This window comes from Cobetia sp. PDI-23MA (assembly GCF_059507735.1).
Map to the genome: position 1 here is coordinate 2,001,611 of NZ_CM183352.1, position 25,711 is coordinate 2,027,321.

Sequence of the window (25,711 nt, forward strand, 5' to 3'; positions counted from 1 at the left end):
CTCAATCCTCCGTCAGCGGCTTGAAGCGGCGCAATTCCAGCAGACGATAGCCGGTGTAGTTGCCGAGCAGCAGGATGAAGGCCATCAGCACCAGTTGCAGACCGAGGAAGTTGAAGGTCAGGTGACGCACCCACGGATTGTTCATCGCCAGATAGGCCAGTACGGCGGTCAGAAGGCTGCCACCACCTTGCTTGAGCACTTCCTTGGGGCCTTCCTCTTCCCACAGGATCGACATGCGCTCGACGGTCCACGACAGGATGATCATCGGGAAGAAGGTGATGGTCAGGCCGGCGTTCAGGCCGAAGCGATAGGCGAGCACCGAGAAGATGGAGATGATCGCGATTACCGTGATGATCACCACCGAGACCCTCGCCACCAGCAGCAGATTGAGCCGCGACAGGTAGCTGCGGATCACCAGGCCCGTCGCGACGATCAGCAGGAAGCCGATCAAGCCGGTCACCAGGCTTGTCTGGATGAAGGCGAGGGCGATCAATACCGGCATGAAGGTACCAGAGGTCTTGAGGCCGACCAGTACACGCAGCAGCACCACGACCAGCGCGCCGATCGGGATCAGCAGGATGGTCTTGAACAGCGCCTGTTCTTCCAGTGGCAAGGAGTGGATCGAGAAGTTGAGCAGCTCGTCATTGGCCAGCTTGTTGCGCACCGCGACGGCCGCCGGCTCGTTGTGACGGATCATCGAGAAGCTGACACGGGAATTCACGCCACCTTCGACTTCCAGCATCGGCGCGCCACGACCTTCCCACAGCAGCAGGTTGTCCGGCTCACCTTGCTTGCCGGTTTCCGGGTTGATCAGCACCCAGTCGGTGTTGATGTCCTCAGCAGCGGCATCGACCTCCACCGCCTCGTTGCCTTGCGGCGTTTCGGCGAAGACCTGCAACCAGGACGAGACCGTCTGGCGACGACGACCGTCTTCCAGGCTCAGGCCGCTGACCAGACGCGCACTGACACCGGCCTCATTGAGCAGGCGCAGCATGAGCTCGGGACGCTCGAACTGGGTCAGCAGCAGGCGCGCATTCTCGCCCTGACGCTGATTGTCGAACTGCTTGATCAACTCGCGAGCGAAGGTGAAGGAATCGGCACTGCGCTCCCGGGCCTGATCGATGACCTGGGCTGCGGCGGTATCATAAGGACGCTCCCAGGAGACTTCCTGGGGGGCAGGCAGACGCTTGATGGCCGCAGGCGTCGCATTATCGGACTCCAGCATGGTCACGGTGTAATACAGCAGCTGCGAGCCTGCCGCTTCACGGATCGACCATTCGGCACGACGGCCCGGCAGGTCATCCAGATAGGACAGCCCGAAGCCCGAGGACGCCGTGTTCTCGGTCAGGACGCTGTAGCCCTTCTGATTTTCCGGCAGCGCCAGCGACGCCTTGACCGGGCCGCCAGTGGCCGTGAAGGCCACCTGGGCTTCGATATCCCACACTTTCTGCTGTGCACCGGGCACCCAGGGCACATCGAACGAAATATGGCGATAGGCGGTCAGGCCTACACCGATCAGCATCAACAGGCCGACCAGAAGATAGAAAGCAAAACGCGACATGGGAGTCCTTGAAATGTCTGGAGCAGTCATGATGGCTCGGTGGCGCACCGAGCCATGTCAGGCAACGAAGCCGGGCAGAGGAGACAAGAGGGCGCTTGCCACTCAGTCGCGGTTGCCTTCGTTCGGGTCCTCGTCCTTGGCCGCTTCGTTACTGGGTGCACTGCCCGGGTATTCCGGACGTGCATTGATGAAGGTACGGCTGACGTCCACCGCGGCGATGTCCATCATGAAGCGACGGCCCAGCAATACCGGATAGGTGAGATCACGACGATCATTGAGGGTGAACTCGACCTTCTGCTTGATGTCACCCAGTGTCATAAGCAGGCTGACGACGGGACGCTCTTCGCGACCGGAGGCCTGGATGATGGTCACCGTGCGGCTGACCTGGGCCTCGACCCACTTGTCCCGATCACCTGACACGAAATACTTGCCGTCATCCCGCAGTGCGAGCTTGAACTTGACCCATTTGGCGCCGTCGCGCTCGAATTCGGTGATATCACGCGCCGACAGCGACGAGGTGTTGGCCCCGGTGTCGATACGCGCCTTGAAATAGCTGCTGATGGTGGGGAAGCCGACCCACTCGACACGCCCAAGCAAGGTCTTGTCGAGGATGGGGTTGTCGGTCACGGCCTTGCAGGCTTCCACGGCCTGCGGCTGTGGGGGCTGTTCCATCTCGGCATGGATCTGGCGCAGCTGACTGCCGACTTCTCGCACATCACGACGCAGAGAGCGGCTCAGTGCCTGCTGGTCGGCAAGTTGCTGCTGTTGGACGTTGCATTGTCCTGCCAGCTGTTCCTGCAGGGCATCGATACGCTGTGAAAAGGCATCTGGCGTCAATACCGGTTTCTGCGGCTGCGGTTGTGCCGGGACGCAGCCGGCCATGACAACGACACTGGTCAAGGTAACAGGCAATAGCAGCTTGCGGATCAGCATAGGGGAGAAGGTTCCTGTTCAGCCTTGCTACCGCTCTACAACCTGTGTGAACGGCAGACATAATTCTTGTCCATCGTCAGTCAGCACACTGACCCGACGATGCCTGGGTATTCCCTTGTATAGCTTGGGCGTTCTAGCACCGAAGCGTTACTGGGAGCGATCATACGTAGCCCGAATGGTGACTGTCCATGTTTCAGCACCTGACGCCGAGCCATTTCCTGCGATTCACCAACGTAGCGATCACTTTCTGTCGCCAGTCGAGGACAGACCACACAAGGGCCCACCATTCGTGGGTCAGGGCCGCTGTCAGCCGGCCGGAAATATAACGCCAGCTTGGCTTGCGTCGCCTTCAGGTGACGAAAACCTTAATGGAATCCAATCTGCAGACAGGACTAGCCTTCGCGGCAACTTGCACAGCCAGACCTCACTGTTTGCGCATTGTTCAGGGTGTCACCGTAGAGTCAGCACGGAATCACCGCATGACAGCGCCACGCTCTAGGATGAGAACACGCCGACATAGCAAGTCAGACTGTCGCCAAACTGATCAAATGCAAGCTACTCAGCAAAAGATAGGCGGGAACACCGGCTGACTCCATCGGCTGGTTTCATCCATAGGCAGAACCTAAGATTCAGAAGCAGGCATGCAGAAGCTGCTATTCGCACGGAGGAAGCCTGGTACCAGGCGATCGACGCTCAAGCATTGCCGTACACAGCCCGGATGAACAAGGCACCGACGTACACAGCTTGAGCACGCTCACGAAACATCGTATTTAACATAATATATATTATGCGAACTACAATATACACGGGTTCATTAGTGATCCTGGGCGCCCGTATGGTCAGTTGCTTTGGTCCATCAGGTCAGGCCTATCAGGTCGAGTCGTCGGGCCAAGTCCAGCGAGTTGAACCTGTCGCTTGCATCAGCGACGGCAAGGATCACGATCCACTTGAGCTCGCACCAGGCACTCCGAGCCATTTTGCCAGAGTCCGTGTGCAAACAGCCCGTTAGCTCAAGAGCGCGAAAAAACTTATCCTTGATATAATTAACGCACAAGTGCTGTAGAATAATTCGAGCCACATGTGACCCACACCGCTCATCTAGTCACTCAACCTTGCCGCGCGCCGTGATGACTCACGCGTCGGCGCGAATCGGAGTCAGCGATGCCCTCCTTCCCGTCCTGTCTGTCAGCTAGCGCTGGATTCATGCACAACGGCATTCGACGCCTTCGGCGCATCAGCGGCCGCGCAGCAGTGTTGATCATGGCAGCGGGATTGTCAGCCTGTAGCGGGCCTCAGATAGAGGATTACGCGGGCAGCGGCCCTGAATTTCGCATCGATGACTACTTCCTGGGCCACACGCGTGGCTGGGGCATGGTGCAGGATTACCGTGGTGAGGTGACGCGGCGGTTTGTGGTCGATGTCATCGGCAGCATGCAAGGCAACCAGCTGATTCTTGAGGAAGACTTCGTCTATGCCGATGGCGAGACACAACACCGCCGCTGGACCTTTACCCCTGCGGGTGATCGCCAATGGATCGGTCGAGCGGCGGATGTTACGGGCGAAGCGACAGCGACGACCCGCGGTAATGCCCTGCGCATGAACTACGTGCTTCAAGTACCGATCGACGACAGTACTTGGGAGTTCAGCATGGATGACTGGATGTATCTGCAACCGGACGGCCGCATCCTGAACCGAACTTCGATGCGCAAACTGGGCCTCGAAGCCGCTAATATTACCCTGGCATTTCAGCGTTGTCCCTGTGACTCACCAGCGTCTGAGCCGAAATGACAGCTCTTGCGCGGCAATAACGTGAGCCCTTAATGGCTCCAATCCTTGATAAGCGCCAGCATCTGATAGCCTAGCCATCATGTGTCGGCGGATTTGTCAGATTGCGGCTCAAGAGAGCTTTCCACCCTAGCCTTCCATTTACCGTAATCTTCATCTGGCGCCATCGGCTCTCCGAAAGCGTGTCCCTGCAATTGATCAAAGCCCAGATCAACCATTGTCTGGCGATGGCGTGAGTGTTCGATGCCAACTGCGATGGCGGATATATCCAGGGCATGCAATGCCGCCGTCCAGGCTTTCAATAGCCGCCCCTGACGCGTATCGGTCTGCAACAGACTGATCCAGCGAGGATGCAGTTTCACGCTAGCGATGGGCAGCATGCTTAACAGACGCAGGCTGTCATGCTCAGGGCCGAAACGGTCGACACAGAAGCTGATGCCGTCATTGGCCAGCGATTTCATCGCCGAGACCAATGGCTCAGGCGTCGCGACAAAACTCTCGACACCGCTGATATCAAGGCGAAGGCAATCTCCCCTGAGTCTGTAGAGGCGAAGAACGCGCCGCAGAACATCCATATACTCGGCTTCAACGAGACGCGACGCCGTTACGTTCAACGACAGCGGCAACACGGTAGCCCCCTCCTCCCTAGTCGAAACCCAATGGCTCAGCAAAGCGCAACTTCTGCGCAAGACCCAGATATCAAGCTCCTCATCCAGCCCCGCGTGTCTGGCGATGCGCAGCATCTGATGGGGTGTGATCCAGCGATCCTTGTCCTGCCAGCGCAGTAGCACTTCCTGACCACTGAGGCTTTGACGGCCAGCAGTGACGATTGGCTGCAGGTGGATACGTAGTTCATTGTCACGAAGTGCTTGGGCAAAGCGGTTGTTCATCTCGAAACGCAGATTCAGATTGTCTGTCAGATCCGCGAACTGCACGCCCTTCTCTTTCGGCGCCCATTCACTGGCACAGACAAGCTCCTCTTCCACCACCTCGACCAGTTCCGCCCCTGACATGTCATCGCTGATGAAGGTGCCTGCTCCGATCAGTAAATCAGGTCGGGTGTTGGCGGAGAGATGCAATAGCCAAGGTTGTTCCACGAAACGATGCCAGCGCATGCCGTGTAAGGCCTGGTTACGAGGTAACAAAATCATCAGGGTATCTTCGCTGATGCGCCCCTTGAGTAGGCTCTCATCATCGAAGTTTTCATTGAGCTGGTGGGACAATGATTGCAGTACGCCTTCGTAGAAATCGACACCCTGCTGCCTGCGCAGTCTTTCAGCATTTTGCAGCTTAATCAGGATGACTTGTATCGGCCCTTGACTTGCATATTCTTCTAGCCAAGCAGCCATTTTCTGAAGAAAGCGCCTACGCAGGCTGTAGCCGGTAATGGGGTCGATATTGGCTTGCAGGGTGGCGCGTGCGCGTTCTGCCAGCAGCGCATCACGCTGGATTAGCTCATTCTCGACCAACAGTGCACAACGCTCCAGCCGCTCCAGCTGGGCCGTAGCCAGCTGACGGGGCTTGTGGTCGATCAGACACAAGGTGCCCAGCGGCAATCCGCTACTATCACGCAGCACGGCACCCGCATAGAAGCAGACATGCGGTGGCCCTGTCACCAGGGCGTTATCAAAGAAGCGCTCATCCTGACGCGCATCATTGATGACCAGAAAGCGCTCTTCATGCAGCGCGTGGGCACAGAAAGCGAGATCCCTGTCCGTCTGCCGTGCATCCAGCCCACAATGGGCCTTGAACCACTGGCGGTCTTCGTCCACCAGCGACACGAGGCAGATGGGCACATCAAAGATATCGGCGACCAGGCGCGTCAGATCGTCATAACGCTTTTCATGATCACTATCCAATACATGTAAAGAATGCAGGCTATTGAGACGCTCTTCTTCACGCGGATGAGGCGCCGCCGGCCTGAAGCCGGGGCGCCCACCTGGCGCGAGGGTCGTCTTTGGAGTGGAATCTGCCATGGCCTACTTCCTCGTTGGAATTTCCAGGAGATATAACCGCATTTTAGTACTTGAGCATACTCGTCTCGACTGTTGACTGGCAGAGTCGGCAAATTACGCGCCACTAACGATAATTGAGCGTGTAAAGCCCTGCACGCCCTGCCATTAGGCAACTTCATGATGCAATTTCTCTTCACCACGACGCAGAAAGCCCCGCAGCAAGGCTACGGGGCTTTCTGGATGGCGCTTGTCCCTTTGAGGTCAGGCGCTTCGCGCCTCACTCAAGACGCGACAGGGTCTCAGGCTTCGGCAGGTGCATAGGAGCCATCTTCACGATGGACTTCCTTGCCGGTCAGGCCTGGGGTGAACACACAGGCCAAGTGCATGGTCTTGGTGGCACGCAGCAGGTGATCGTCATGCTCGTTGAGGATATAGATGTCGCCCGGCTTGATCGGCCAGATCTTGCCATCGGCCAAGGTTTCGACCTCACCCTCACCTTCCATGCAATACACCACTTCATAGTGATGCTTGTAATGGATGTGGGTCTCGGTGCCTTCAAAGATTCGGGTGATGTGGAACGAACACTTGCCACCATCTTCATCGAGCAGCAGGCGCGTGCTATCCCAGTTGCCATTCTCGGCCTTGACCAGACGATCGGTGCTGCGAGCTTCTTCGAGATTGCGAACGATCATGTGTTTTCCTCACTAGGCTGCCTGACATCGACAGCTGACAGATGGCGATTACCGTAACGAAGGGATGACCTGGATGGGCAATCGGTGGGGATGGCAAGCCAGGGGCTCACCAACGACCCGCGGGGCACCGATGATCGGGCGCCCCGCGGGAAGACAACGTTACTTGGACAGCACCGCGGCAGCGTTTTCCTCGATGATATCGAGGGCCTCCAGCAGATCTTCGTCGCGGATGGTCAGCGGGCACAGGCACTTGACGACCTGACCGGAATGACCACTGGTCTCGATGATCAAGCCCTGCTCGAAGCAGCGTGAGGTGATGGCATCGGCCAGCTCACCGTCACGGACATCGATACCGCGCATCAGGCCACGGCCCTTCTCGTGCGCTTCGAAGCCGTTCTCGCGAGCCTTGGCGGCAATCTTCTGGAAGCGGTCTTCGACGATACGGCCCTTACGCTGGATGTCGCGCTCGAACTTGTCATCGCTCCAGAAGTGGCGCAGCGCGGCGGCGCCGGTAACGAAGGCCAGGGCGTGGCCACGGAAGGTGCCGTTGTACTGGCTCGGCTTCCACTGGTCCAGCTCGGGACGCATCATCACCATCGCGAACGGCACACCGGAGGCAGACAGCGACTTCGAGTTGCAGACGATATCCGGCACGATGTTGGCGTGCTCGAAGCTGAAGAACTTGCCGGTACGACCACAACCCGCCTGGATATCATCCACGATCAGCAGGATCTTGTGCTCCTTGCACAACGCATCCAGACGCTGGAGCCATTCGATGGAGGCCGGGTTGATACCGCCCTCACCCTGTACGGTCTCGACCAGCACTGCTGCCGGGCGATCCAGACCGCTGGAGGAATCTTTGAGCAGCTTGTCGAGATAGGCAACGGTGTCGATGCCCTCACCCATGTAGCCATCGTAAGGCACGAATTGCGCACCCTGCGCCGGCAGGCCTGCCGCATCGCGGAATTTGGCGTTACCGGTGGTGGCCAGCGCACCCATGGTCACACCATGGAAGCCGTTGGTGAACGACACGATGTTGTGGCGGCCGGAAACCTTGCGCGCCAGACGAATGGCAGCTTCGACCGCGTTGGTGCCGGTCGGCCCCGGGAAGTGGACCTTGTAGTCCAGACCACGCGGCTTGAGGATCACTTCCTCCAGCGCTTCGAGGAAATCACGCTTAGCGGAAGTCCACATATCCAGACCGTGAATGATGCCATCATTGCTGATGTAATCGACCAGTGCCTTCTTGAGTACCGGATGATTATGCCCGTAGTTGAGCACACCGGCACCGGCGAGGAAATCGATGTAGCGCTTGCCGTCCTCGGTGAACAGGTGGGCATTCTGCGCCTTGGTGAAAACGGTCGGGAAAGAACGCGAATAAGTGCGTACCTCGGATTCCATCTGTTCGAGAATCTGCGTATTCATGCTGTCACCTCCCTGGTGATGGATGGCCGCGTACTAAAAGGCCATACCAGAATGTAAAGACGATCCAACGAATGACACTGCCCCCACCTCGCTAACACATGGGGTCAGCAGGAGATGTCACAACCTTCCTGTCGTGAACATCTGCCGAACGGGACGTGATTCTTCTCGACGACCGACACAAGAATCATGACGGCGTCCCGTCCGGGACTTCTTGCGATTTGCTACCCGCCCTTGCTGCGCATGGGCCTTGATTTTCACAAGAGCCTTGAGCGCGTCGAGCACTCAGATGTCTCTTGGCAGGAACGGGCCGATGCGCACCAGGTTTTCGGCTAGGTGCACGCCACCCAGCTGGTCTGAAGAGAAGTATTCACGCGAGTGAAGCGGCACCTGCCAGCGCTCGGCGAGGCGAGTGAACAATGCCCAGGACGCCTCGTTGTCCGGCGTGATGGTGGTCTCAAGATGACGCACGTGCGCCATTTCGGGACGCTTCATCACGGCTTCAATCAAACGACGTGCCAGGCCAGTACCACGCGCCTTCTCACCGACGGCGATCTGCCAAAGGAAGAAGGTCTGCGGGGCGTCGTTGCGGGTGTAACCGGAAACGAAGCCGACGACCTCACCTTCCTCATCTGTCGCGATGGCACAGCTGTCACGGAACTGCGTGGCCAGCAAAACGTACGAATACCCTGAATTGAGGTCCAGCGGCGGGCAGGCCTTGACCAGCTCATAGATGCCCCAACCATCATCGGTAGTCGGCTGACGGATGAACAACGGCGCGCTGGCGCGGTTGATCACAGCATCGTGGGTGTGGTGGGCCAGGCCCTGAATCGTGGAAGTCATTGTCATGGTTTTCATAAAATATTTCGCAGTTGGCGAATTCGCTATAAACCATAACAAACCGTTATGGATGTCGCAAACCATAAATTATTCTCGTGAAGCGTATGGATAACGTAGAATTATCCCAAGCCCCGTGTCGGTGAGCGCGCAAGCCGGGGCCATGGCCAGTACCAGTACCGGGCAATACTCGCCCTTGCCCACCGCCCGCAGGTGGTTTGTCCCCACCAGACGCAAAACGGCACCCCGAGGGGCGCCGTTAGATTGCCTGCTCATGCGGCATCTAGCCTTGCTATCGTTGCCAATGCCGCTGAGGCGGCTTCTGCACTAGTGCTTGAACCCTAGGGCTTCCGTCACTGCTGTTTCTGCACATCACGCTTCTTGCTCGCGATCGCGACAATCTGGCCCAGCTCATCATGGCGGCTGAACTGCACCGCGCAATTGCGTCCCTCATGCTTGGCGGCGTACAGCGCCATGTCCGCATTGTGTGATAGCTGTTCACGGTCGGCGCCATGTTGAGGGGCGATAGCAATCCCGATGCTGCAGCCCACTTCCAGCTTGTGCTCTTCATACAGGAATGGCTTGCCCAGACTGTCGATGATGCGCTGGGCCAGCTGGGCGAGTTCCCCGTGGCGACCCAGATTCGCCTGGATGTCGGCATTGTGGACCAGCACCACGAACTCATCGCCTCCCAGACGCGCGACGAAATCGCCCTTGCGCACCACCTGATTGAGTCGCTCCGCGATCACCTTGAGCGCCACATCCCCGGCAGCATGGCCATGGATATCATTGATGGGCTTGAACTTGTCGATGTCCAGCATGAGACACGCCAGCTGCCCGCCTTCGTCACTGACGCTTTCGAGCCAATGCTCGACCCGCTCATAGAAATGCTGTCGATTGGGCAGCCCCGTCAGAGAATCATGCATCGCCAGTTGCGTGATACGCTTCTTGTAGTTGTTGCTCTCGATGATGTTGTACTTGAACTTCTGCAACGCCCGCGCCATCTGGCCCACTTCATTGGTGTGCTGAGTACTATCGATCACCACGCTCACATCATCGTTGGCCAAGGTATTCATGGTCTGCGTTAGACGACGTATCGGCACCAGGACATAACGTCCAAACAGCCACATCGAGATGCCGATCAGCACCACGATCATCGCCAACGCCAGGCCATTGACGACCGGCGCCACCGTGGCCAACAGATTGAGCGTCTTGCCTACCGAGGCAGAGGTCGCCCCGATCCGCATGCGGGTTTCATGATCCAGCACCGCCAGTGCTGCAAGCGCTTGTGCTTCATTGATCCTGACTTGCTGATCGATCTCACGCGGCGAAAGCTCTGTCTGCTGGTCATGCAACTGGCTGACCTTGTTCAAGCGGTCACTGTAGGACTGGATGACATCGGCAATATCGCGAATAGCACGCTGCTCGGCAGTATTCATGCCCATCTCACGATATGCCGCCAGTGTCGCTCGCAGCGACTCGAGGTCCTGCGCCGCCTGTTGACCGTAGATAGCATCACTACGCAGTACGTAATTCTTGAAGTGGTGGATCATCTCGCCATAGCCGAGGTCACGTCGCAGGTTGGCTACCAGTCTCGCCTTACCCATGCCGTTCTCAAGCGGGTTGTCATTATCACGTAACTCAGCGACGGAGATACGGCGCAAGGTATCTAGCCCTGAGACAGCCTGGAAATCGTCGATCTTTACCACCTTGTCGATATCGGTACTAGAACGCCCCTGCTCAATCATCTCGCGTATTCTAGGAGTCATCTGCTCATAGCGACTGATGGTGGCACGCAGACCCGCCACCGCCATTTCCTCTCCTTGTGATAACCCGAGGTTTTGATAGCGGTTAAGAGCACTACGTGCGGCCCCAATCTCACTTTGTATCTCAACGAGCAAGTCAAGGTCCTGACGCAATACGAGATTCTTGAAATCATGCACCATACCGCCATAGCCTAAGGCCTTGGTCAGCTGCCCCTCTAGGCGCGGCTTGTCAGAGCGCGCCTGCTGATATTCCTGCCAGTCACGCTGCAGGTCGGACACATTACGGGTAATAAATGCCAACACGATCAGCAACACCAGACCCGCCAAGGCAGAAAGCACACAGATGATGATGTTGATGGTGCGAAAACGCAGGTTGGCCAGACTCATGAAGGCTATCTCTTGACGATGGAAGGAAAGGTTCGACGAACACACGTCATGCCGGACGGCCGTAGAGCTGATGCCAGCATGAAAAAGATACTGCCACGATACCAGATAACCCTAATACTTTACTCAGCTACTTCACTGAGCCTCCCTTCATACGCCGAGCGCCCTGGCCTGGATATCCCAGGCTCGCGCCAGCTCGCCTCAACCCATGAGAGGCCGACGTCGCACGCATAAAAAAATCTCCCACCGAAAATCGATGGGAGATTGCATTCTTGGCCTGTGCTTGGATCGACTCTGGCATTGGCCTGGCCACATGCCTGAAGCCAGACCCGCCCTCAGCTGTAGTAGGCGTTGGTCGTGTCGGTATGATCGGTGACGTCACGGACACCGGTCAATTCCGGGATACGCTCCATCAGCGTCTTCTCGACACCATCCTTCAGGGTCAGATCGACGGCGGAGCAGCCTTGGCAACCGCCGCCGAACTGCAGGACGGCGACCTGCTCTTCGGTCAGCTGCACCAGTTTGATCTCGCCGCCATGAGCTGCAAGCCCCGGGTTGATCTCGCTGTAGAGGATATAGTTGATGCGATCTTCCAGCGGGCTATCCGCGTTGACCTTGGGCATCTTGGCGTTCGGTGCCTTGATGGTCAGCTGGCCGCCCATGCGATCGGCATTGAAGTCGACAGTCGCTTCTTCCAAGAAAGGCACGCTGTGCGTGTCGAGATAGACCTTAAGCTTCGGCAGATCCAGGATCTCATCCGTCGGCTCTTCCTCGCCCGGACGGCAATAGGCGAGACAGGTCTCGGCATATGGAGTGCCCGGCTGGGTGATGAAGATGCGCACGCCGATACCTTCGACGTTCTGCTTCTCGAGCAGCTCGGCAAGATACTCTTGGGCGCTATCGGTAATCTGGATGCTCTCACTCATGGCGCAGAGACTCTCTTGATGTCAGGTGACTAATGGCTCCATGTTAAGGGAAAACCTGCTGCACTCGCAATCCTGAGCAAATCACTCGGGTTTGGTGACTGCGCGCGACCACTCCCTTTTAGACACTCCTGACTGACTCATGTTGCCCATGAATCATGCTCATCGTGACGCTTCTGTAGTCTGATACGATAGCTCCAACTGGCCAAGGCGGGGGTTTCTGAGCGAATCCCTCGCCGGCGCCTCTCAATAGCAATGAGTTCGCGCCTGTGGCGTGTGACTTTCTCGGCAAGATGCTGGCTTGGCAAAGCACTGGCTTGGTAGAGAAAGTTGCCCGCCCGGGAAACAACGCGACAGGTCACGTACGCTGGAGTCCGTCATGGCGCAAGCCCAATCCCCTGTTCCTTATTCTCTGTCCTTGTCCGACGCGCTGAGCCAGGCGCTGCAGGAACGCATCCTGATCCTCGATGGCGGCATGGGCACCATGTTGCAGAGTTACGGGCTGGAGGAGGAAGACTTCCGAGGTGAGCGCTTCGCCGACTGGCCCAGCGACATCAAGGGCAACAACGATCTGCTGGCGTTGACCCGACCGGACATCGTCGAGGCGATCCACCGCGCCTACTTCGAGGCCGGCGCCGATATCGTCGAGACCAACACCTTCAATGCCACTCAGCTGTCGCAGTCCGATTACGGCATGCAGGCGCTGGTCCACGAGATCAACCTCGAATCGGCACGCCTGGCGCGCAAGACGGCGGATGCCGTGGCCGCCGAGACTGGCATCCCGCGCTTCGTCGCCGGGGTGCTGGGTCCGACTAGCCGCACCTGCTCCATCTCGCCGGACGTGAATGACCCCGCCAAGCGCAATGTCACCTTCGATATCCTGCGCGACAACTACCGCGAAGCCGCATTGGCGCTCTTCGAGGGCGGCGCAGACCTGATCCTGATCGAGACAATCTTCGACACCCTGAATGCCAAGGCGGCGATCTACGCCCTCGAGGAGCTGTTCGACGAAGGCCATCCGCGCCTGCCGGTGATGATCTCCGGCACCATCACCGATGCCTCGGGGCGTACGCTGTCCGGCCAGACTACTGAAGCCTTCTGGAACTCGGTCCGTCACGCGCGCCCGCTGAGCATTGGCCTCAACTGCGCACTGGGCGCCGAGGAGCTACGTCCTTATCTGCGTGAGCTGTCCGAGAAGGCCGATACCTTTGTTTCCGCGCACCCCAACGCCGGCCTGCCCAACGAATTCGGCGAGTACGACCAGACCCCGGACGAGATGGCCGAGATCATCGGATCCTTCGCCGCCGCGGGCCTGCTCAACATCATCGGTGGCTGCTGTGGCTCCACCCCGCAGCACATACAGGCGGTCAAGCGCGTGGTGTCCCAGTACCCGCCGCGCAAGGTGCCGGAGATCGCGCCGGCCTGCCGCCTGTCGGGACTTGAGCCCTTCAACATTCAGCCGGACTCGCTCTTCGTCAATGTTGGTGAGCGCACCAACGTCACCGGCTCCGCGCGCTTCCGCCGCCTGATCAAGGAGGAGGACTACACCACCGCGCTGGAAGTGGCCCTCGAACAGGTCGAGAATGGCGCCCAGGTCATCGACGTCAACATGGATGAGGGCATGCTGGAGTCACAGGAGGCCATGGTGCGCTTCCTGAACCTGATCGCCTCGGAGCCGGACATCTCGCGCGTGCCGATCATGGTCGATTCCTCGAAGTGGGACATCATCGAGGCGGGGCTCAAGTGCATCCAGGGCAAGGCGGTGGTCAATTCCATCTCGCTCAAGGAAGGCGAAGAAAGCTTCCGTCAGCAGGCGCAGATCTGTCGTCGCCATGGCGCCGCGGTAGTGGTCATGGCGTTCGATGATGTCGGTCAGGCCGACACCTATCAGCGCAAGATAGAGATCTGCGAGCGCGCCTACCGGATGCTGGTCGATGACATCGGCTTCCCGGCCGAAGACATCATCTTCGACCCCAACATCTTCGCCATCGCCACCGGCATCGAGGAGCACGACAACTACGGGGTCGATTTCATCGAGGCCACGCGCTGGATTCATGACAACTTGCCCCACGCGATGATTTCCGGTGGCGTCTCCAACGTGTCCTTCTCGTTCCGTGGCAACAATCCGGTCCGCGAAGCGATCCACTCGGTATTCCTCTATCACGCCATCCAGGCGGGCCTGAGCATGGGCATCGTCAACGCCGGCCAGTTGGCTCTCTACGATGACCTGCCCCGGGAGCTGCGCGACGCCGTCGAGGATGTAGTGCTCAACCGCCGCGATGACAGCACCGAGCGCCTGCTCGACATCGCCGACAAGTACAAGGGCGATGGCAGCAGCGGCGAGAAGAAGGAAGACCTCGAATGGCGCAGCTGGTCGGTCAACAAGCGCATCGAGCACGCGCTGGTCAAGGGCATCACCGTCCATATCGAGGAAGATACCGAAGAAGCGCGCCTGCAGGCAGCCCGGCCCATCGAGGTCATCGAAGGGCCGTTGATGGACGGCATGAATGTGGTCGGCGACCTGTTCGGCGCGGGCAAGATGTTCCTGCCCCAGGTGGTGAAGTCGGCGCGCGTCATGAAGCAGGCGGTCGCCCACCTGATCCCCTTCATCGAGGCCGAGAAGAGCGGCGAGACCCAGGCCAAGGGCAGGATCGTCATGGCCACCGTCAAGGGCGATGTCCACGACATCGGCAAGAACATCGTCGGTGTGGTGCTTCAGTGCAACAACTATGAGGTGATCGACCTGGGCGTGATGGTGCCGGCGGAGAAGATTCTGCAGACCGCCATCGACGAGAAGGCCGACATCATCGGGCTTTCGGGGCTGATCACGCCGTCGCTGGACGAGATGGTCAGTGTCGCGAGGGAGATGCAGCGCCGTGGCTTCGAGTTGCCGCTGCTGATCGGTGGTGCCACCACGTCCAAGGCCCATACCGCAGTCAAGATCGAACCGCAGTACGATCAGCCGGTCATCTATGTCACTGATGCCTCACGCGCGGTGGGCGTGGCATCGCGTTTGCTGTCGCCGGAACTCAAGGCAGCTTATGTCGATCAGATTCGCACCGAGTACGCCGTGGTGCGCGAGCGCAATGCCAAGCGCCGCCCCAAGGCCGCGGATCTCGACTACCGCGAAGCGCGCAAGCGTCGCTTCCAGACGGACTGGGAGCATTACACCCCGCCGGCCCCGAGCTTTACCGGCCTCAAGGTCTTCGATGACTACGATTTGAATGAACTGGTCGAGCGCATCGACTGGACGCCCTTCTTCATGAGCTGGCAGCTGGCGGGCAAGTACCCGAAAATTCTGCAGGATGAAACAGTCGGGGAAGCGGCGCGTTCGTTGTTTGCCGATGCCAAGGTGATGCTGCGCAAGCTGATCGATGACAAGGTGCTGTTGGCGCGTGGCGTGATCGGCTTCTGGCCGGCCAACTGTGTCGACGACGACACCCTGGAAGTCTACGCCGATGAATCACGCACACAGGTGGTCGAGCGCCTGCATCATATCCGTCAGCAGATGACCAAGAATCGTGATGGCGTCTGTCACAGTCTTGCCGACTACATCGCCCCGCGTGATAGCGGCAAGCCGGACTGGATCGGTGGCTTCGCCGTGACCACCGGGCATGGCGCGGATGAACTGGCCAGGGAGTACGAGGCGGCTGGCGATGATTACAACGCCATCATGGTCAAGGCGCTGGCGGACCGTCTCGCCGAAGCCTTTGCCGAGCGCCTGCACGAGCGCGTACGCAAGGAGTTCTGGGGCTACGACAGCGAGGAAGTACTCGACAACGAGGCGTTGATCGCCGAGAAATATCGCGGCATTCGTCCGGCGCCCGGCTATCCGGCCTGCCCGGACCACACCGAGAAGGCCACGCTGTTCCGCATGCTCGAACCAGGCAAGCATGCCGGCATGGAGCTGACCGAGAGCTTTGCCATGTGGCCAGCCGCCGCCGTCTCAGGCTGGTACTTCGCGCACCCGGAGTCGAAGTACTTCTCCACCGGCAAGATCACTCGCGATCAGGTGCAGTCCCTGGCGAGCCGCAAGGCAATGGAGCTTGGCGAGATGGAACGCTGGCTGTCGCCGGTGCTGGGCTACGATCCAGACACCGATTGACTCCTCCCGTCAGCTGCCCCCACCGTCTGACACCGCCAACGTCGCCCCGCGCGCCTCACCTCTCAGGAAGTGGGGCGCGCTGTTGTCTGTGAGCCGATGTCTTCAGTTTGCCGAGCGCGCTATCATGTTGCCCCTCTTGTCCGCTGTCGTGAGTCGCCCGTGCTGCCGTTGTCACTGCTTTGTCTATCACTCCTCTATAAATCAATGCTCTGTTCACTGGTTTCCCGTTTTTCAGGCACATTCGAGGCTTTCAATTCTTCCCGAGCTTCATATCCTTTCGCCACCCCGCGTGGGAGCGTCTGATGCTGGGGAATCTTGCGCGCAACACACGAATACTGAAACTGGCGCTGCCCATCATCGGGGCGATGCTGTCGCAGAGTCTGCTCAACCTGATTGATGCGGCACTGGTCGGCAGCCTGGGGGAAACGGCGCTGGCGGGTGTCGGGATCGGTGGCTACGCCATGTTCATGGTCACGGCACTGATCTTCGGGCTGTCTTCCGCCGTTCAGGCTCAGACCTCGCGACGCCTGGGCGAGGAATCGCCCGAGCGTTGTGGCGAAGGCCTCAATGCCGGCCTGGTGTTGGCGTTGTCGATCGGCATTCCTGTCACCCTCGCCTGCCATCACTGGGCTGGGCCGCTGCTGTCACTGATCAATGACCAGTCCGGCGTGCATGAAACGGCCTCGTCATATTTTCAATGGCGTGTGCTGGGGCTGATACCTGTCGCCATGGCGTTCTGCTTCCGGGGCTTCTGGAATGGCCTGCAGCGCACCGGGATCTATCTGCGCATCATGTTGATCACCCAGGCGGTCAATGTCGTGCTCAGCATCATTCTGATCCATGGCCTGTTCGGTGCTCCGCAGATGGGCGCGGATGGCGCCGGGGCCGGTACGACACTGTCCCTGCTGGTCGCATTGGCGCTGTGGATCAAGGCGACGCTGGGCGAGCGCAGTCTGCACGGTGTTCTGCATGCCTGGCCGCCGATGACGCATTACCTGACGCTGTTGAAGCTCGCGGTGCCCCACTCCTTTCAGCAGTTATGGTTCGCGGCAGGCTACGCGATGCTGTTCTGGATACTCGGTCAGATCGATGCGGCCAGTGTCGCGGTCGGCCATGTACTGGTGAATCTCTCCCTGCTACTGATACTGCCCGGGGTCGGACTTGGGCTGGCCGCCATGAGTCTGGTGGGGCAGTCTCTGGGCAGCGGCGAACATGAAGAGGCCCACCGCTGGGGGTGGGACACCGTGCGCGTGGCACTGCCGTGTCTATTGCTGCTGGGCTTGCCACTGTGGGTCGCGCCCGAGAGCGTGCTCGGATTGTTCCTGCATCGCCCACAGTTGATCGAGCTGGGCAAGCTACCTCTGCAGATGACGGCCGCCATGATCGTGCTCGATTGCACCGCTATCGTGCTGGCCCAGGCACTGCTGGGCGCCGGCGCCCATCGCACCGTGATGCTTGCCACCTTGAGCCTGCAGTGGCTGATCTTTCTGCCCGCGGCCTGGTGGTGGGGGGTTCATCAGGAAGGGGGCCTCGTCGCCATCTGGGCAATTCAGCTCGCCTATCGCCTGCTCAACTCGCTCGTCTTCGGACTTATCTGGCAGCGAAGAGCATGGCAAGCCTTGCGCCTTTGATAATGCTCTATGATGCGACTCGCCATTCATCGCTGTAGCCACTCGCTCCTGTAGCTCATGGTAAATATCAAGAGTCAATGATATAGATCGTTCAATCGTTGAAATTTGGTAAATGGCAGCTTTGTTGCAGTCAATTCAAGGCCTGCCCAGTCGCGTATCCTGATTGAATTGTAATCAAATGTAATAGGGAGAACGCCATGTCCGCTGCCACCCACGAGACAGGACGAGTACAACTTGGCTTGCCAAGGCTGATCGTCCTGTGTGGTTGCCTTGCCCTCAGCGGGTTGGTCAACGCCGCATCCTCTGGCTCTTCCTCCTCCGATCTCACGCCTCGAGCCTCAATAAATACTCAAGCTTCGACCTATCCTTAAGGCGAGTCGAGGGCACGTGTTGCACAGAAGGCGATGCCAGGACGCACGCTGAACGCCACCTTCGTGAACCCCGGGCTTCGTGGCGAGCGCTTCTGGGACATGGTGACGAACACCATGCGAGCGGCCGCCCTGGACTTGAACATCTCGCTGGAAGTCGTCTAAGCCGAGCGGAATCCCATCCTGCTCAGGAAACTCGCGATTCAGGCTTTGGAGAGCCCTTCCGCTCCTGATTATCTCCTGCTGGTCAATGAAGAGCAGGCGGCATCCGAGTTGTTGACGATCGCGGATGGCCACGACACCCATGTCGTGATGCTGTTGAACGGACTGAGCCGCGAACAGGCGCTGATTCATGGCACCCCGGGGTCCCTCCACCCCTCCTGGATCGGCAGCGTCATCCCGGACAACCATACCGCGGGCAAACGCATGGCGGCCCAGTTGATCAAGGTGGCGCGGGAAGGGTCCCCCACCGAACAATTGCATGGGCTTGCCTTGATCGGGGATACCCGAACACCTGCCTCGATTGCCCGCAATACCGGCATGCTTGCCGGCTTTTCCCAGGACCAGAATGTCCACATAGACCGCATACTCGAGGCGCGCTGGAATACTCGGGATGCTGAACATCTTACTGCGCAATATCTTAAGTGGGTCAGCCGCTCAAGCGGTCAGAATGATCTGATCTGGGCGGCGAATGATGCCATGGCCGAGGGGGCCATTCTTGCGCTCGAGTCAGCGAGCCTCACGCCCGGCGTGGATGTGCTGGTGGCAGGACTCAACTGGTCACCGGAGGGTATCAGCATGGTGAAGGATCAGCGCATGCTGTTGACGGACGGCGGTCATTTCATGGCGGGAGCCTGGGCGATGGTGATGGCAAGAGACCATGCCGATATCGAGGAATGGACCCCCAGAACCGTCAACTTTCCGATGAGCGCCATCACGCATGGTAATGTGGCTCGATACGGCCCATTTCTGGAAAATCCTGACTGGGAGGCTGCAGATTTCGCGGCCTTCGGATTGCAGCCATCGCAGGATGACTATGGGTTTGATCCGATGAAGGTATTGGCGCAGATGCTTGATCACCAGGCCGCGGCATCCGGATTGCTCCCTCAGGCTCCTGCCGTCTAGAAGAAGATTGCACATTCCAGCGCGCTCATGAATACCCCTCAATGAGGGGCCGCAAGGATAGCTAGCAGGGCGACTTTCATCGCCACCGAGGGAGAACAGCGTGATCAATGATGGCCCGACACCCGTCAAGACCCCGGATACGGCACCCGGGGGTGATGGCGAGCATGCGTCACCGCTCAGATGGCGAATACTGCGGATACTTGCGCCGCTGGTATTCGCCATCTGTGCCATCAGTGGAGCCGTGAGTTATTACCTTTATGCCAGTGAGGCCGTCGAGCACATGCATGATGACCATCAGGAAATGATGGATATCGTGGCACTATCGATGCCGGACGCCATCTGGAACTTTGATGATGAGAGAGTTCATGCCTACCTCGAGACTCTCAGTCATCACGCCAGCGTCCATGCCGTGCGCTACTTCAATCATGAGGGTGAGCTTGTCGAGGAGATAGCCAAAAGCGGCACAGCCTTGAACCCCCGTCACGCATTCGAAGCCACTTGTCTATCAGAATTCTCTGGTCAAGCAGGCCGTTGGCAGACTTGAACTGGAGAGCACCAACGCACCGTTGCTTGCCGCCCGTTACCAGGGTGGAGCAGTGCTGTTCGCGATTGCCCTGACCATCATCCTGTCGATCCTGCTGATGCTTTCCTGGCAGTTGAAGCGCTATGTGATGAACCCCTTGAGCAAGGCTGTGAGGCGCATGAGGCAGCTGGAGGGCCAGCATGCCACCTTCCAACGAATTCCCCCTGTTCACTCGCGTGAGATCAACAAGGTCATCGTGGAGCTGAACAAGCTGGGGCAGCGAATCTTCAACATGATGGAAACGCTGCGTAACAACGAAGAGCGCTATCAACACTTCTACCGTGATACCCCCGCATTGCTGCTGGTGATCGACGACAAGGGCACAGTGCAGGATGCCAGCGAGCAAATGCTGGAGGTGACCGGTTGGACACGTGAACATCTTGTCGGCATGCCCTTCGATACTCTCATCAGCAGTCAGAATAGCAAGCATATCCATCGCATCAGTACTGCCTTGAAGCTGGGCAATGCCTGCAATGACCTTGTAATGACATTGAACTGCCGACATCAGGAAGACCGTCAGGTCCAGGTGGTCATTCCGGCCGCCAATGGCAGCCAATCCCGGGGCACGATGATGCTGCTGACGGACATCACCGAACTGACCAGGACCCAGCAGCGACTGTTGGAGCATGAGCTGATTGACCCCTTGACTCAATTGCCCAACCGGCTGTCACTCAATCAGCACGTACAACAGTTGATCGCACGTGACGCTGTCTTTGGTTTGCTGCTGGTCAATATCGATCGATTCCACAGCATCAATCACCACCTGGGGCCGATGGACGGTGATCTGCTGTTGAAAGAGGTTGGCGCACGACTCAAGGAGTGTGACCCCGCCTGGATCGGTCGTACTGGTGGTGATGAATTCGTCATGACCTGTGATATCAATGACTTGCGACCACTTGTTCACCGAATTCAAATCGCCTTCTCCCATCCGCTGCTCAAGGCTGGCGAACCCATCCATCTCAGTCTGAGCATGGCGGGTCTGCAGGCGCAGGCAGATGACGAGAGCCCGAGCCGGCTGATGCGTCTGCTGGAACTTACCGTGGTCGATATCAAGCATAAAGGGGGCAATCAATACCGCACCTGCGTCCGTGACAGCGCGCTGGAAGACGGTGAGCCGTTGTTCCTGAAGGAGCGCATGATTCGCGAAGCCTTGACCATGGGCTGGTTCCGCCTCTATTTACAACCCATCTTCCGGGCGGCCAGTGCCGATCTGGAGGCGCCGGAACTGCTCGGTGCGGAGGCACTGATCCGCCTTGAGCACCCTGAGCTCGGCCTGGTACCACCCGATGAGTTCATTCCGGCAGCAGAAAAGACCGGACAGATCGTCGAGATCGGCAACTGGGTATTGGAAGAGGCTGCCGTCATCCTGTGTGAATGGCGACGACTCGGGATCGAGGAGCGCTATCTGTCCGTCAACGCCTCTGTCATCCAGTTCAGGGATCAAGGCATGCTGCACCAGCTCGAGTCACTGCTCGAGCGCTACCCGATTCGTCCCTCGCAGCTGGTGGTCGAGGTCACCGAGAACCTGATGCTCGACAGCAAAGACAGCTTGCGTTATCAGTTGCAGGCCATACGCAGGCTGGGCGTCAACCTCTCGCTGGATGATTTCGGAACAGGCTTCTCATGTCTCTCCTATCTGCATGATCTGCCTTTCGGCATCCTGAAGGTCGATCACTCCTTCGTCATGAACGTCGAGACCAGTCGCCGGGACAGGGAGCTGGCGCGGGTCATCGTCGCGATGGGCCAATCCCACGGCATGCAGGTCGTTGTCGAGGGGGTCGAGGAGCTGGGGCAAGCCGAAATCTTCCAGACCATGGGCGTCCACGCCTTCCAGGGCTTTCTCTTCGGTCGCCCGATGCCGCAGCAAGTCTTCGAGACGCGCTTTCACGCCCATGCGGATTCGCGCCTCAGTCTGCTGAAACCTGTCAGGAGCGCACCAGGCACAGGCAATGACCTGGACTGATATCGTCTGACTGATGTCGTCAGTTCTGCGCGAGCCCGGCCTGTGGCAGGCCCTTGCCTATCGTGAGCCCTCGTGTACTTGGCCAGACGCCTGCCAGCCGGCGTCTGGTCTTTTCTTTTTGGCTGCCGATAGGCAAACTCGACGCGCCCTTCTTAATAACGTCATCATCGAAAACTATGAGGATTTATTCTTTTAAAGAATAAAGAATAGAGGGTATGGTGGCTTCAGCATCAACAAGATTCGCATCAGTGGACGATCATCTGATGCCCGACCGCAGGACACCCCTGACATGTATCGCTATGACACCTACGACCAGACACTGGTCGACGAGCGGGTAGCTCAGTTCAAGGACCAGATGGATCGCTATCTGGCGGGCCGTCTGGGGGATGAAGAATTCCGCCCTCTGCGCCTGCAGAATGGCCTTTACATCCAGCGTCACGCCCCGATGCTGCGTATCGCCATTCCTTACGGCATGTTGAGCGCTGTCCAGCTGCGCGCCATGGCGGCCATCAGTCGTCGTTATGACCGTTCCTATGGACACTTCACCACCCGCCAGAATCTGCAGCTGAACTGGCCGAAGCTGGAAGATGTCCCGGCAATTCTCGCCGAACTCGCTCAGGTCGAGATGCATGCGATCCAGACCAGCGGCAACTGCATCCGCAATACCACGACTGACCAGTTCGCCGGTATCGCGGAAGACGAGACCGTCGACCCGCGTCCGTGGTGTGAGCTGATCCGTCAGTGGTCCACGCTTCACCCGGAATTTGCCTATCTGCCGCGCAAGTTCAAGATTGCCGTCACCGGCGCAAGCGCCGACCGTGCTGCCATCCAGGTCCACGATATCGGCATTCGTCTCAACCGCGCCGACGATGGCAGCGTCAAGGCCACCATCCTGGCGGGTGGCGGCCTCGGCCGTACACCGATGGTCGGCGACATCGTGCGCGAAGACCTCGACTGGCAGCACCTGTTGACCTATCTGGACGCTATCGTGCGTGTCTACAACCAGTGGGGCCGTCGCGACAACAAGTACAAGGCGCGCATCAAGATCCTGGTCAAGGCACTGGGAATCGAGGAATTCCGCCGTCGCGTCGAGGAAGAATGGGCCCACCTCAAGGATGGCCCGGAAACCCTCACCGACTCCGCCGTCACCAAGGCGACCAGCTACTTCCCCGAGCCTGAGCGCCGTGAAGTCAGCGCCGAGGCCATCGAGGCCTACGAGACCCTGCGCCGCGAGAACCGCGCCTTCGCGCGTTTCGTGACCAACAACGTCGTCGGCCACAAGGTGCCGGGCTACAAGGCCGTCACCCTGTCGCTCAAGCGCCGTGAACTGGCCCCGGGTGACGTCACTGCTGACCAGATGGACGCCGTGGCTGACCTCGCGGAGCAATATGGCTTCGGTGAACTGCGCGTGACACACGAGCAGAACCTGGTGCTGTCAGACGTGCCGGTTGATGAGCTCGAGACACTCTGGAAGGCGCTGGAAGAACTCGGCATGGCCAACCCGACCGTCGGCACGCTGGCGGACATGATCTGCTGCCCGGGTGGCGATTTCTGCTCGCTGGCCAATGCCAAGTCGATTCCCATCGCTCAGGCACTGCAGGACCGCTTCGAAGACCTCGACTTCCTGTACGACCTCGGCCCGCTGGACCTGAACATCTCGGGCTGCATGAACGCCTGTGGCCATCACCACGTCGGCAACATCGGCATCCTGGGTGTCGACAAGAAAGGCCAGGAGTTCTACCAGGTCTCGCTGGGCGGACGCAGCGACGACAACGCCACGCTCGGCAAGATTCTCGGCCCCTCCTTCAATGCCGAAGACATGCCGAACGTCATCGACAAGGTGCTGCAGGTCTACGTCGAGCAGCGTCTGGAAGATGAAGTCTTCGTCGATACCTACCACCGCATCGGCATGAAGCCGTTCAAGGAGCGGGTCTATGCCTGAGGTGACTGCACAAATGACATCAGCACGTGAATTGACCGATCAGCGCCAGGGTGGCGTCATCCGTCAGAATCAGCTGGTGAGCGAAGATGCCTGGCAGGTCGTGCGTCTGGATGAAGACGGCAATCTACCGAGCTATCAGCAACCTGCCCTGCTGCCGCTGGCAGAATGGCAGGCGCTGGTCGCCGCCGGTGAAGGTTCTGATCATCTGGCGCCCTGGCTTGCCAGTGACACCGAGCTCACGCCCGAGCTGGGCAAGGCACTGGCGGACGCACCACTGCTGGGGGTCGACTTCCCGAACTTCAATGATGGCCGCGGTTACACCATTGCCCGCCTGATGCGTGAGCGCTTCGGCTACCAAGGTGAGATTCGCGCCATCGGTGACGTGCTGGTGGATCAACTCCACTACATGAGCCGTTGTGGCATCAGTGCTTTCGCCCTGCGTGACGATCAGTACGTGGAAGATGCTTTGCATGCCCTGAGCTTGTTCAGCGTCAGCTACCAGACCGGTGTCGACCAGAAGACGCCGCTGTTCGCGCGTCGTTGATCGCCCGCTCTTGATCACTCACCGTTACTGCCTGCGGATAGACGCGGGATAGAAAGCAATCGCAGTCGAGTGAACCAAGCAAAAGCCCCCGTCCAGGATGGTCTCCTAGGCGGGGGCTTTTTTCGTGCCGGATGGTTAGTCTCTGCAGTGTCTTGCCTGACGTTTCGTCTCAGTCGCCTGAGCGGCTCTTCAACCGGCGACGACCGTGGACAGCAGTGCCATCCCTCCCACCAGCAGTGCGGCCATCACCAGTCCCACCACCAGAAAGTTCAGCGCATGGCCGTGCTCGAAATCACGCTTGCGATTGGCCTCCTTCTGGACACCAAAGAATGCTGCCAGTACGGATTTGACTTCATTGATCATGATCGCCTCCTGGTCGGTGACCTCACGCAATTCATCATCAGGGCACAGGGTTGTCTGAGGACAGGGGGGGCCGGGATAGAGTTGACTGGAGACAGCACAGGATGCTCGCGCGCATTCCAGCAGAGGGAGCTATGCTCAACTCAGCTCAGGTTGCGAAGCCTGTGCCACTAGACACCAGCCACTATCACTATTGGTCACAATAACGCCAAACACCAGCCGCCCCGCCGGTATTTTCCCCAAGGTCTGCACTCATCAGCTATCAGATACCATGAGACAGGAGTCCGGAATGCCAATCGCCAATCAACCGATGCACCCTTTCGCTGCCTTGTTCAGCACCCCACTGCCCTGGATGAATCGACCCGATGACCTCGTGCATCCCCTCGCCCCCTTGATGCGTTGTCAGCAGGTATGGTGGAGCCTGAGCCTCAAGGCATATGAGCAGGAGATCGAGTTTATTCGCATGTGGCAGACCAAGAGCATGGAAATGGGCCAGTGCCTGCTATCCTCCGGGTTCGTTGACCCTCACGAGTCAAAGGAGTGCCTGACGGAGATCGTCAGTGATGTACAGGAACATACCGTCAAGCGCCTGCAACGCCTGCAAGGCCTGACAGACGAATTGAAGGAAGCCATCTGGGAAGAGATCTAGGGCGCAGCTCTGGGCCTGGGGCCGGTGGGAGCGTTGCCCAAAGGCCCTTGTCGACAACAGGCTAGTGGTGTCGTCGCCAGGTCAGCAAGCCACCAAGCCAATAAGAAGACGTCAGAAGATCTATCGGGCTAGATGATCCATCGGATCCAGGTGAACCAAGCGAGAAACGCACAACGCCCAGCC

19 protein-coding genes are annotated in these 25,711 nt (G+C 58.8%); 10 read left to right on the top strand and 9 right to left on the bottom strand.

Features of this window, described 5'->3' with window-relative positions; genetic code table 11:
* Position 1: 1 nt before the first annotated feature.
* Both AC5WNJ_RS08515 and AC5WNJ_RS08520 read right to left on the bottom strand, forming a co-directional pair.
* Complete coding sequence (locus AC5WNJ_RS08515; RefSeq protein ID WP_225346682.1) at positions 2 to 1,561, bottom strand: inactive transglutaminase family protein; 1,560 nt, start codon at positions 1,559 to 1,561, stop codon at positions 2 to 4.
* A gap of 102 nt (positions 1,562 to 1,663) precedes the next feature.
* Complete coding sequence (locus AC5WNJ_RS08520) at positions 1,664 to 2,494, bottom strand: ATP-dependent zinc protease family protein (RefSeq protein ID WP_225346683.1); 831 nt, start codon at positions 2,492 to 2,494, stop codon at positions 1,664 to 1,666.
* Between the two features lie 1,203 nt (positions 2,495 to 3,697).
* On the opposite strand from AC5WNJ_RS08520, the gene AC5WNJ_RS08525 reads away from it, so the two are divergent.
* A complete protein-coding gene (locus tag AC5WNJ_RS08525; RefSeq protein ID WP_225346684.1) occupies positions 3,698 to 4,282 on the top strand; it encodes a DUF3833 domain-containing protein in 585 nt (194 codons plus the stop codon).
* Between the two features lie 77 nt (positions 4,283 to 4,359).
* On the opposite strand, the gene AC5WNJ_RS08530 is transcribed toward AC5WNJ_RS08525, so the two are convergent.
* The 6 genes from AC5WNJ_RS08530 to nfuA all read right to left on the bottom strand — a co-directional run bounded on the left by AC5WNJ_RS08530 (position 4,360) and on the right by nfuA (position 12,261).
* Positions 4,360 to 6,255: an EAL domain-containing protein gene (locus tag AC5WNJ_RS08530; protein ID WP_175088781.1), complete on the bottom strand. Its 1,896-nt coding sequence runs from the start codon at positions 6,253 to 6,255 to the stop codon at positions 4,360 to 4,362.
* A gap of 278 nt (positions 6,256 to 6,533) precedes the next feature.
* Positions 6,534 to 6,926: an ectoine synthase gene (locus AC5WNJ_RS08535; protein WP_043334232.1), complete on the bottom strand. Its 393-nt coding sequence runs from the start codon at positions 6,924 to 6,926 to the stop codon at positions 6,534 to 6,536.
* A 159-nt stretch (positions 6,927 to 7,085) separates the two neighbouring features.
* Complete coding sequence (gene ectB, locus AC5WNJ_RS08540; protein WP_043334231.1) at positions 7,086 to 8,351, bottom strand: diaminobutyrate--2-oxoglutarate transaminase; 1,266 nt, start codon at positions 8,349 to 8,351, stop codon at positions 7,086 to 7,088.
* 282 nt (positions 8,352 to 8,633) lie between these two features.
* Entirely contained in the window at positions 8,634 to 9,191 is a 558-nt protein-coding gene (ectA, locus tag AC5WNJ_RS08545; protein WP_404813685.1) for a diaminobutyrate acetyltransferase, read from the bottom strand.
* 347 nt (positions 9,192 to 9,538) lie between these two features.
* On the bottom strand, positions 9,539 to 11,338 hold the full coding sequence (locus tag AC5WNJ_RS08550) for a sensor domain-containing diguanylate cyclase (protein ID WP_175088783.1): 1,800 nt from the start codon (positions 11,336 to 11,338) through the stop codon (positions 9,539 to 9,541).
* Positions 11,339 to 11,670: 332 nt separating this feature from the next.
* Positions 11,671 to 12,261, bottom strand: a complete 591-nt coding sequence (nfuA, locus tag AC5WNJ_RS08555) for a Fe-S biogenesis protein NfuA (RefSeq protein ID WP_175088784.1) — start codon at positions 12,259 to 12,261, stop codon at positions 11,671 to 11,673.
* A 376-nt stretch (positions 12,262 to 12,637) separates the two neighbouring features.
* On the opposite strand from nfuA, the gene metH reads away from it, so the two are divergent.
* The 8 genes from metH (at position 12,638) to AC5WNJ_RS08595 (ending at position 24,519) form a co-directional block, all read left to right on the top strand.
* Complete coding sequence (gene metH / locus AC5WNJ_RS08560) at positions 12,638 to 16,363, top strand: methionine synthase (RefSeq protein ID WP_175088785.1); 3,726 nt, start codon at positions 12,638 to 12,640, stop codon at positions 16,361 to 16,363.
* Positions 16,364 to 16,665: 302 nt separating this feature from the next.
* The gene (locus AC5WNJ_RS08565; RefSeq protein ID WP_175088786.1) at positions 16,666 to 17,994 is read left to right on the top strand and encodes an MATE family efflux transporter; all 1,329 of its coding nucleotides are present in this window, start codon (positions 16,666 to 16,668) and stop codon (positions 17,992 to 17,994) included.
* Positions 17,995 to 18,398: 404 nt separating this feature from the next.
* Entirely contained in the window at positions 18,399 to 18,527 is a 129-nt protein-coding gene (locus tag AC5WNJ_RS08570; RefSeq protein WP_263643029.1) for a hypothetical protein, read from the top strand.
* Between the two features lie 45 nt (positions 18,528 to 18,572).
* Entirely contained in the window at positions 18,573 to 19,487 is a 915-nt protein-coding gene (locus tag AC5WNJ_RS08575) for an ABC transporter substrate-binding protein (protein ID WP_225346686.1), read from the top strand.
* Between the two features lie 100 nt (positions 19,488 to 19,587).
* Positions 19,588 to 20,031, top strand: coding sequence for a hypothetical protein (locus AC5WNJ_RS08580; protein ID WP_225346687.1), 444 nt, complete (start codon positions 19,588 to 19,590; stop codon positions 20,029 to 20,031).
* A gap of 22 nt (positions 20,032 to 20,053) precedes the next feature.
* Entirely contained in the window at positions 20,054 to 22,033 is a 1,980-nt protein-coding gene (locus AC5WNJ_RS08585; protein WP_495929388.1) for a sensor domain-containing protein, read from the top strand.
* Between the two features lie 289 nt (positions 22,034 to 22,322).
* Positions 22,323 to 23,975, top strand: a complete 1,653-nt coding sequence (locus tag AC5WNJ_RS08590) for a nitrite/sulfite reductase (protein WP_141391638.1) — start codon at positions 22,323 to 22,325, stop codon at positions 23,973 to 23,975.
* A gap of 13 nt (positions 23,976 to 23,988) precedes the next feature.
* Entirely contained in the window at positions 23,989 to 24,519 is a 531-nt protein-coding gene (locus AC5WNJ_RS08595) for a DUF934 domain-containing protein (RefSeq protein WP_175088790.1), read from the top strand.
* A 189-nt stretch (positions 24,520 to 24,708) separates the two neighbouring features.
* Here AC5WNJ_RS08595 and AC5WNJ_RS08600 read toward each other — a convergent pair whose 3' ends face one another.
* Positions 24,709 to 24,882, bottom strand: coding sequence for a DUF2970 domain-containing protein (locus AC5WNJ_RS08600; RefSeq protein WP_175088791.1), 174 nt, complete (start codon positions 24,880 to 24,882; stop codon positions 24,709 to 24,711).
* 286 nt (positions 24,883 to 25,168) lie between these two features.
* On the opposite strand from AC5WNJ_RS08600, the gene AC5WNJ_RS08605 reads away from it, so the two are divergent.
* Positions 25,169 to 25,528 (top strand): hypothetical protein, encoded by a 360-nt coding sequence (locus tag AC5WNJ_RS08605; RefSeq protein WP_225346688.1) that lies wholly within the window; start codon positions 25,169 to 25,171, stop codon positions 25,526 to 25,528.
* The last annotated feature ends 183 nt before the right edge of the window (positions 25,529 to 25,711 follow it).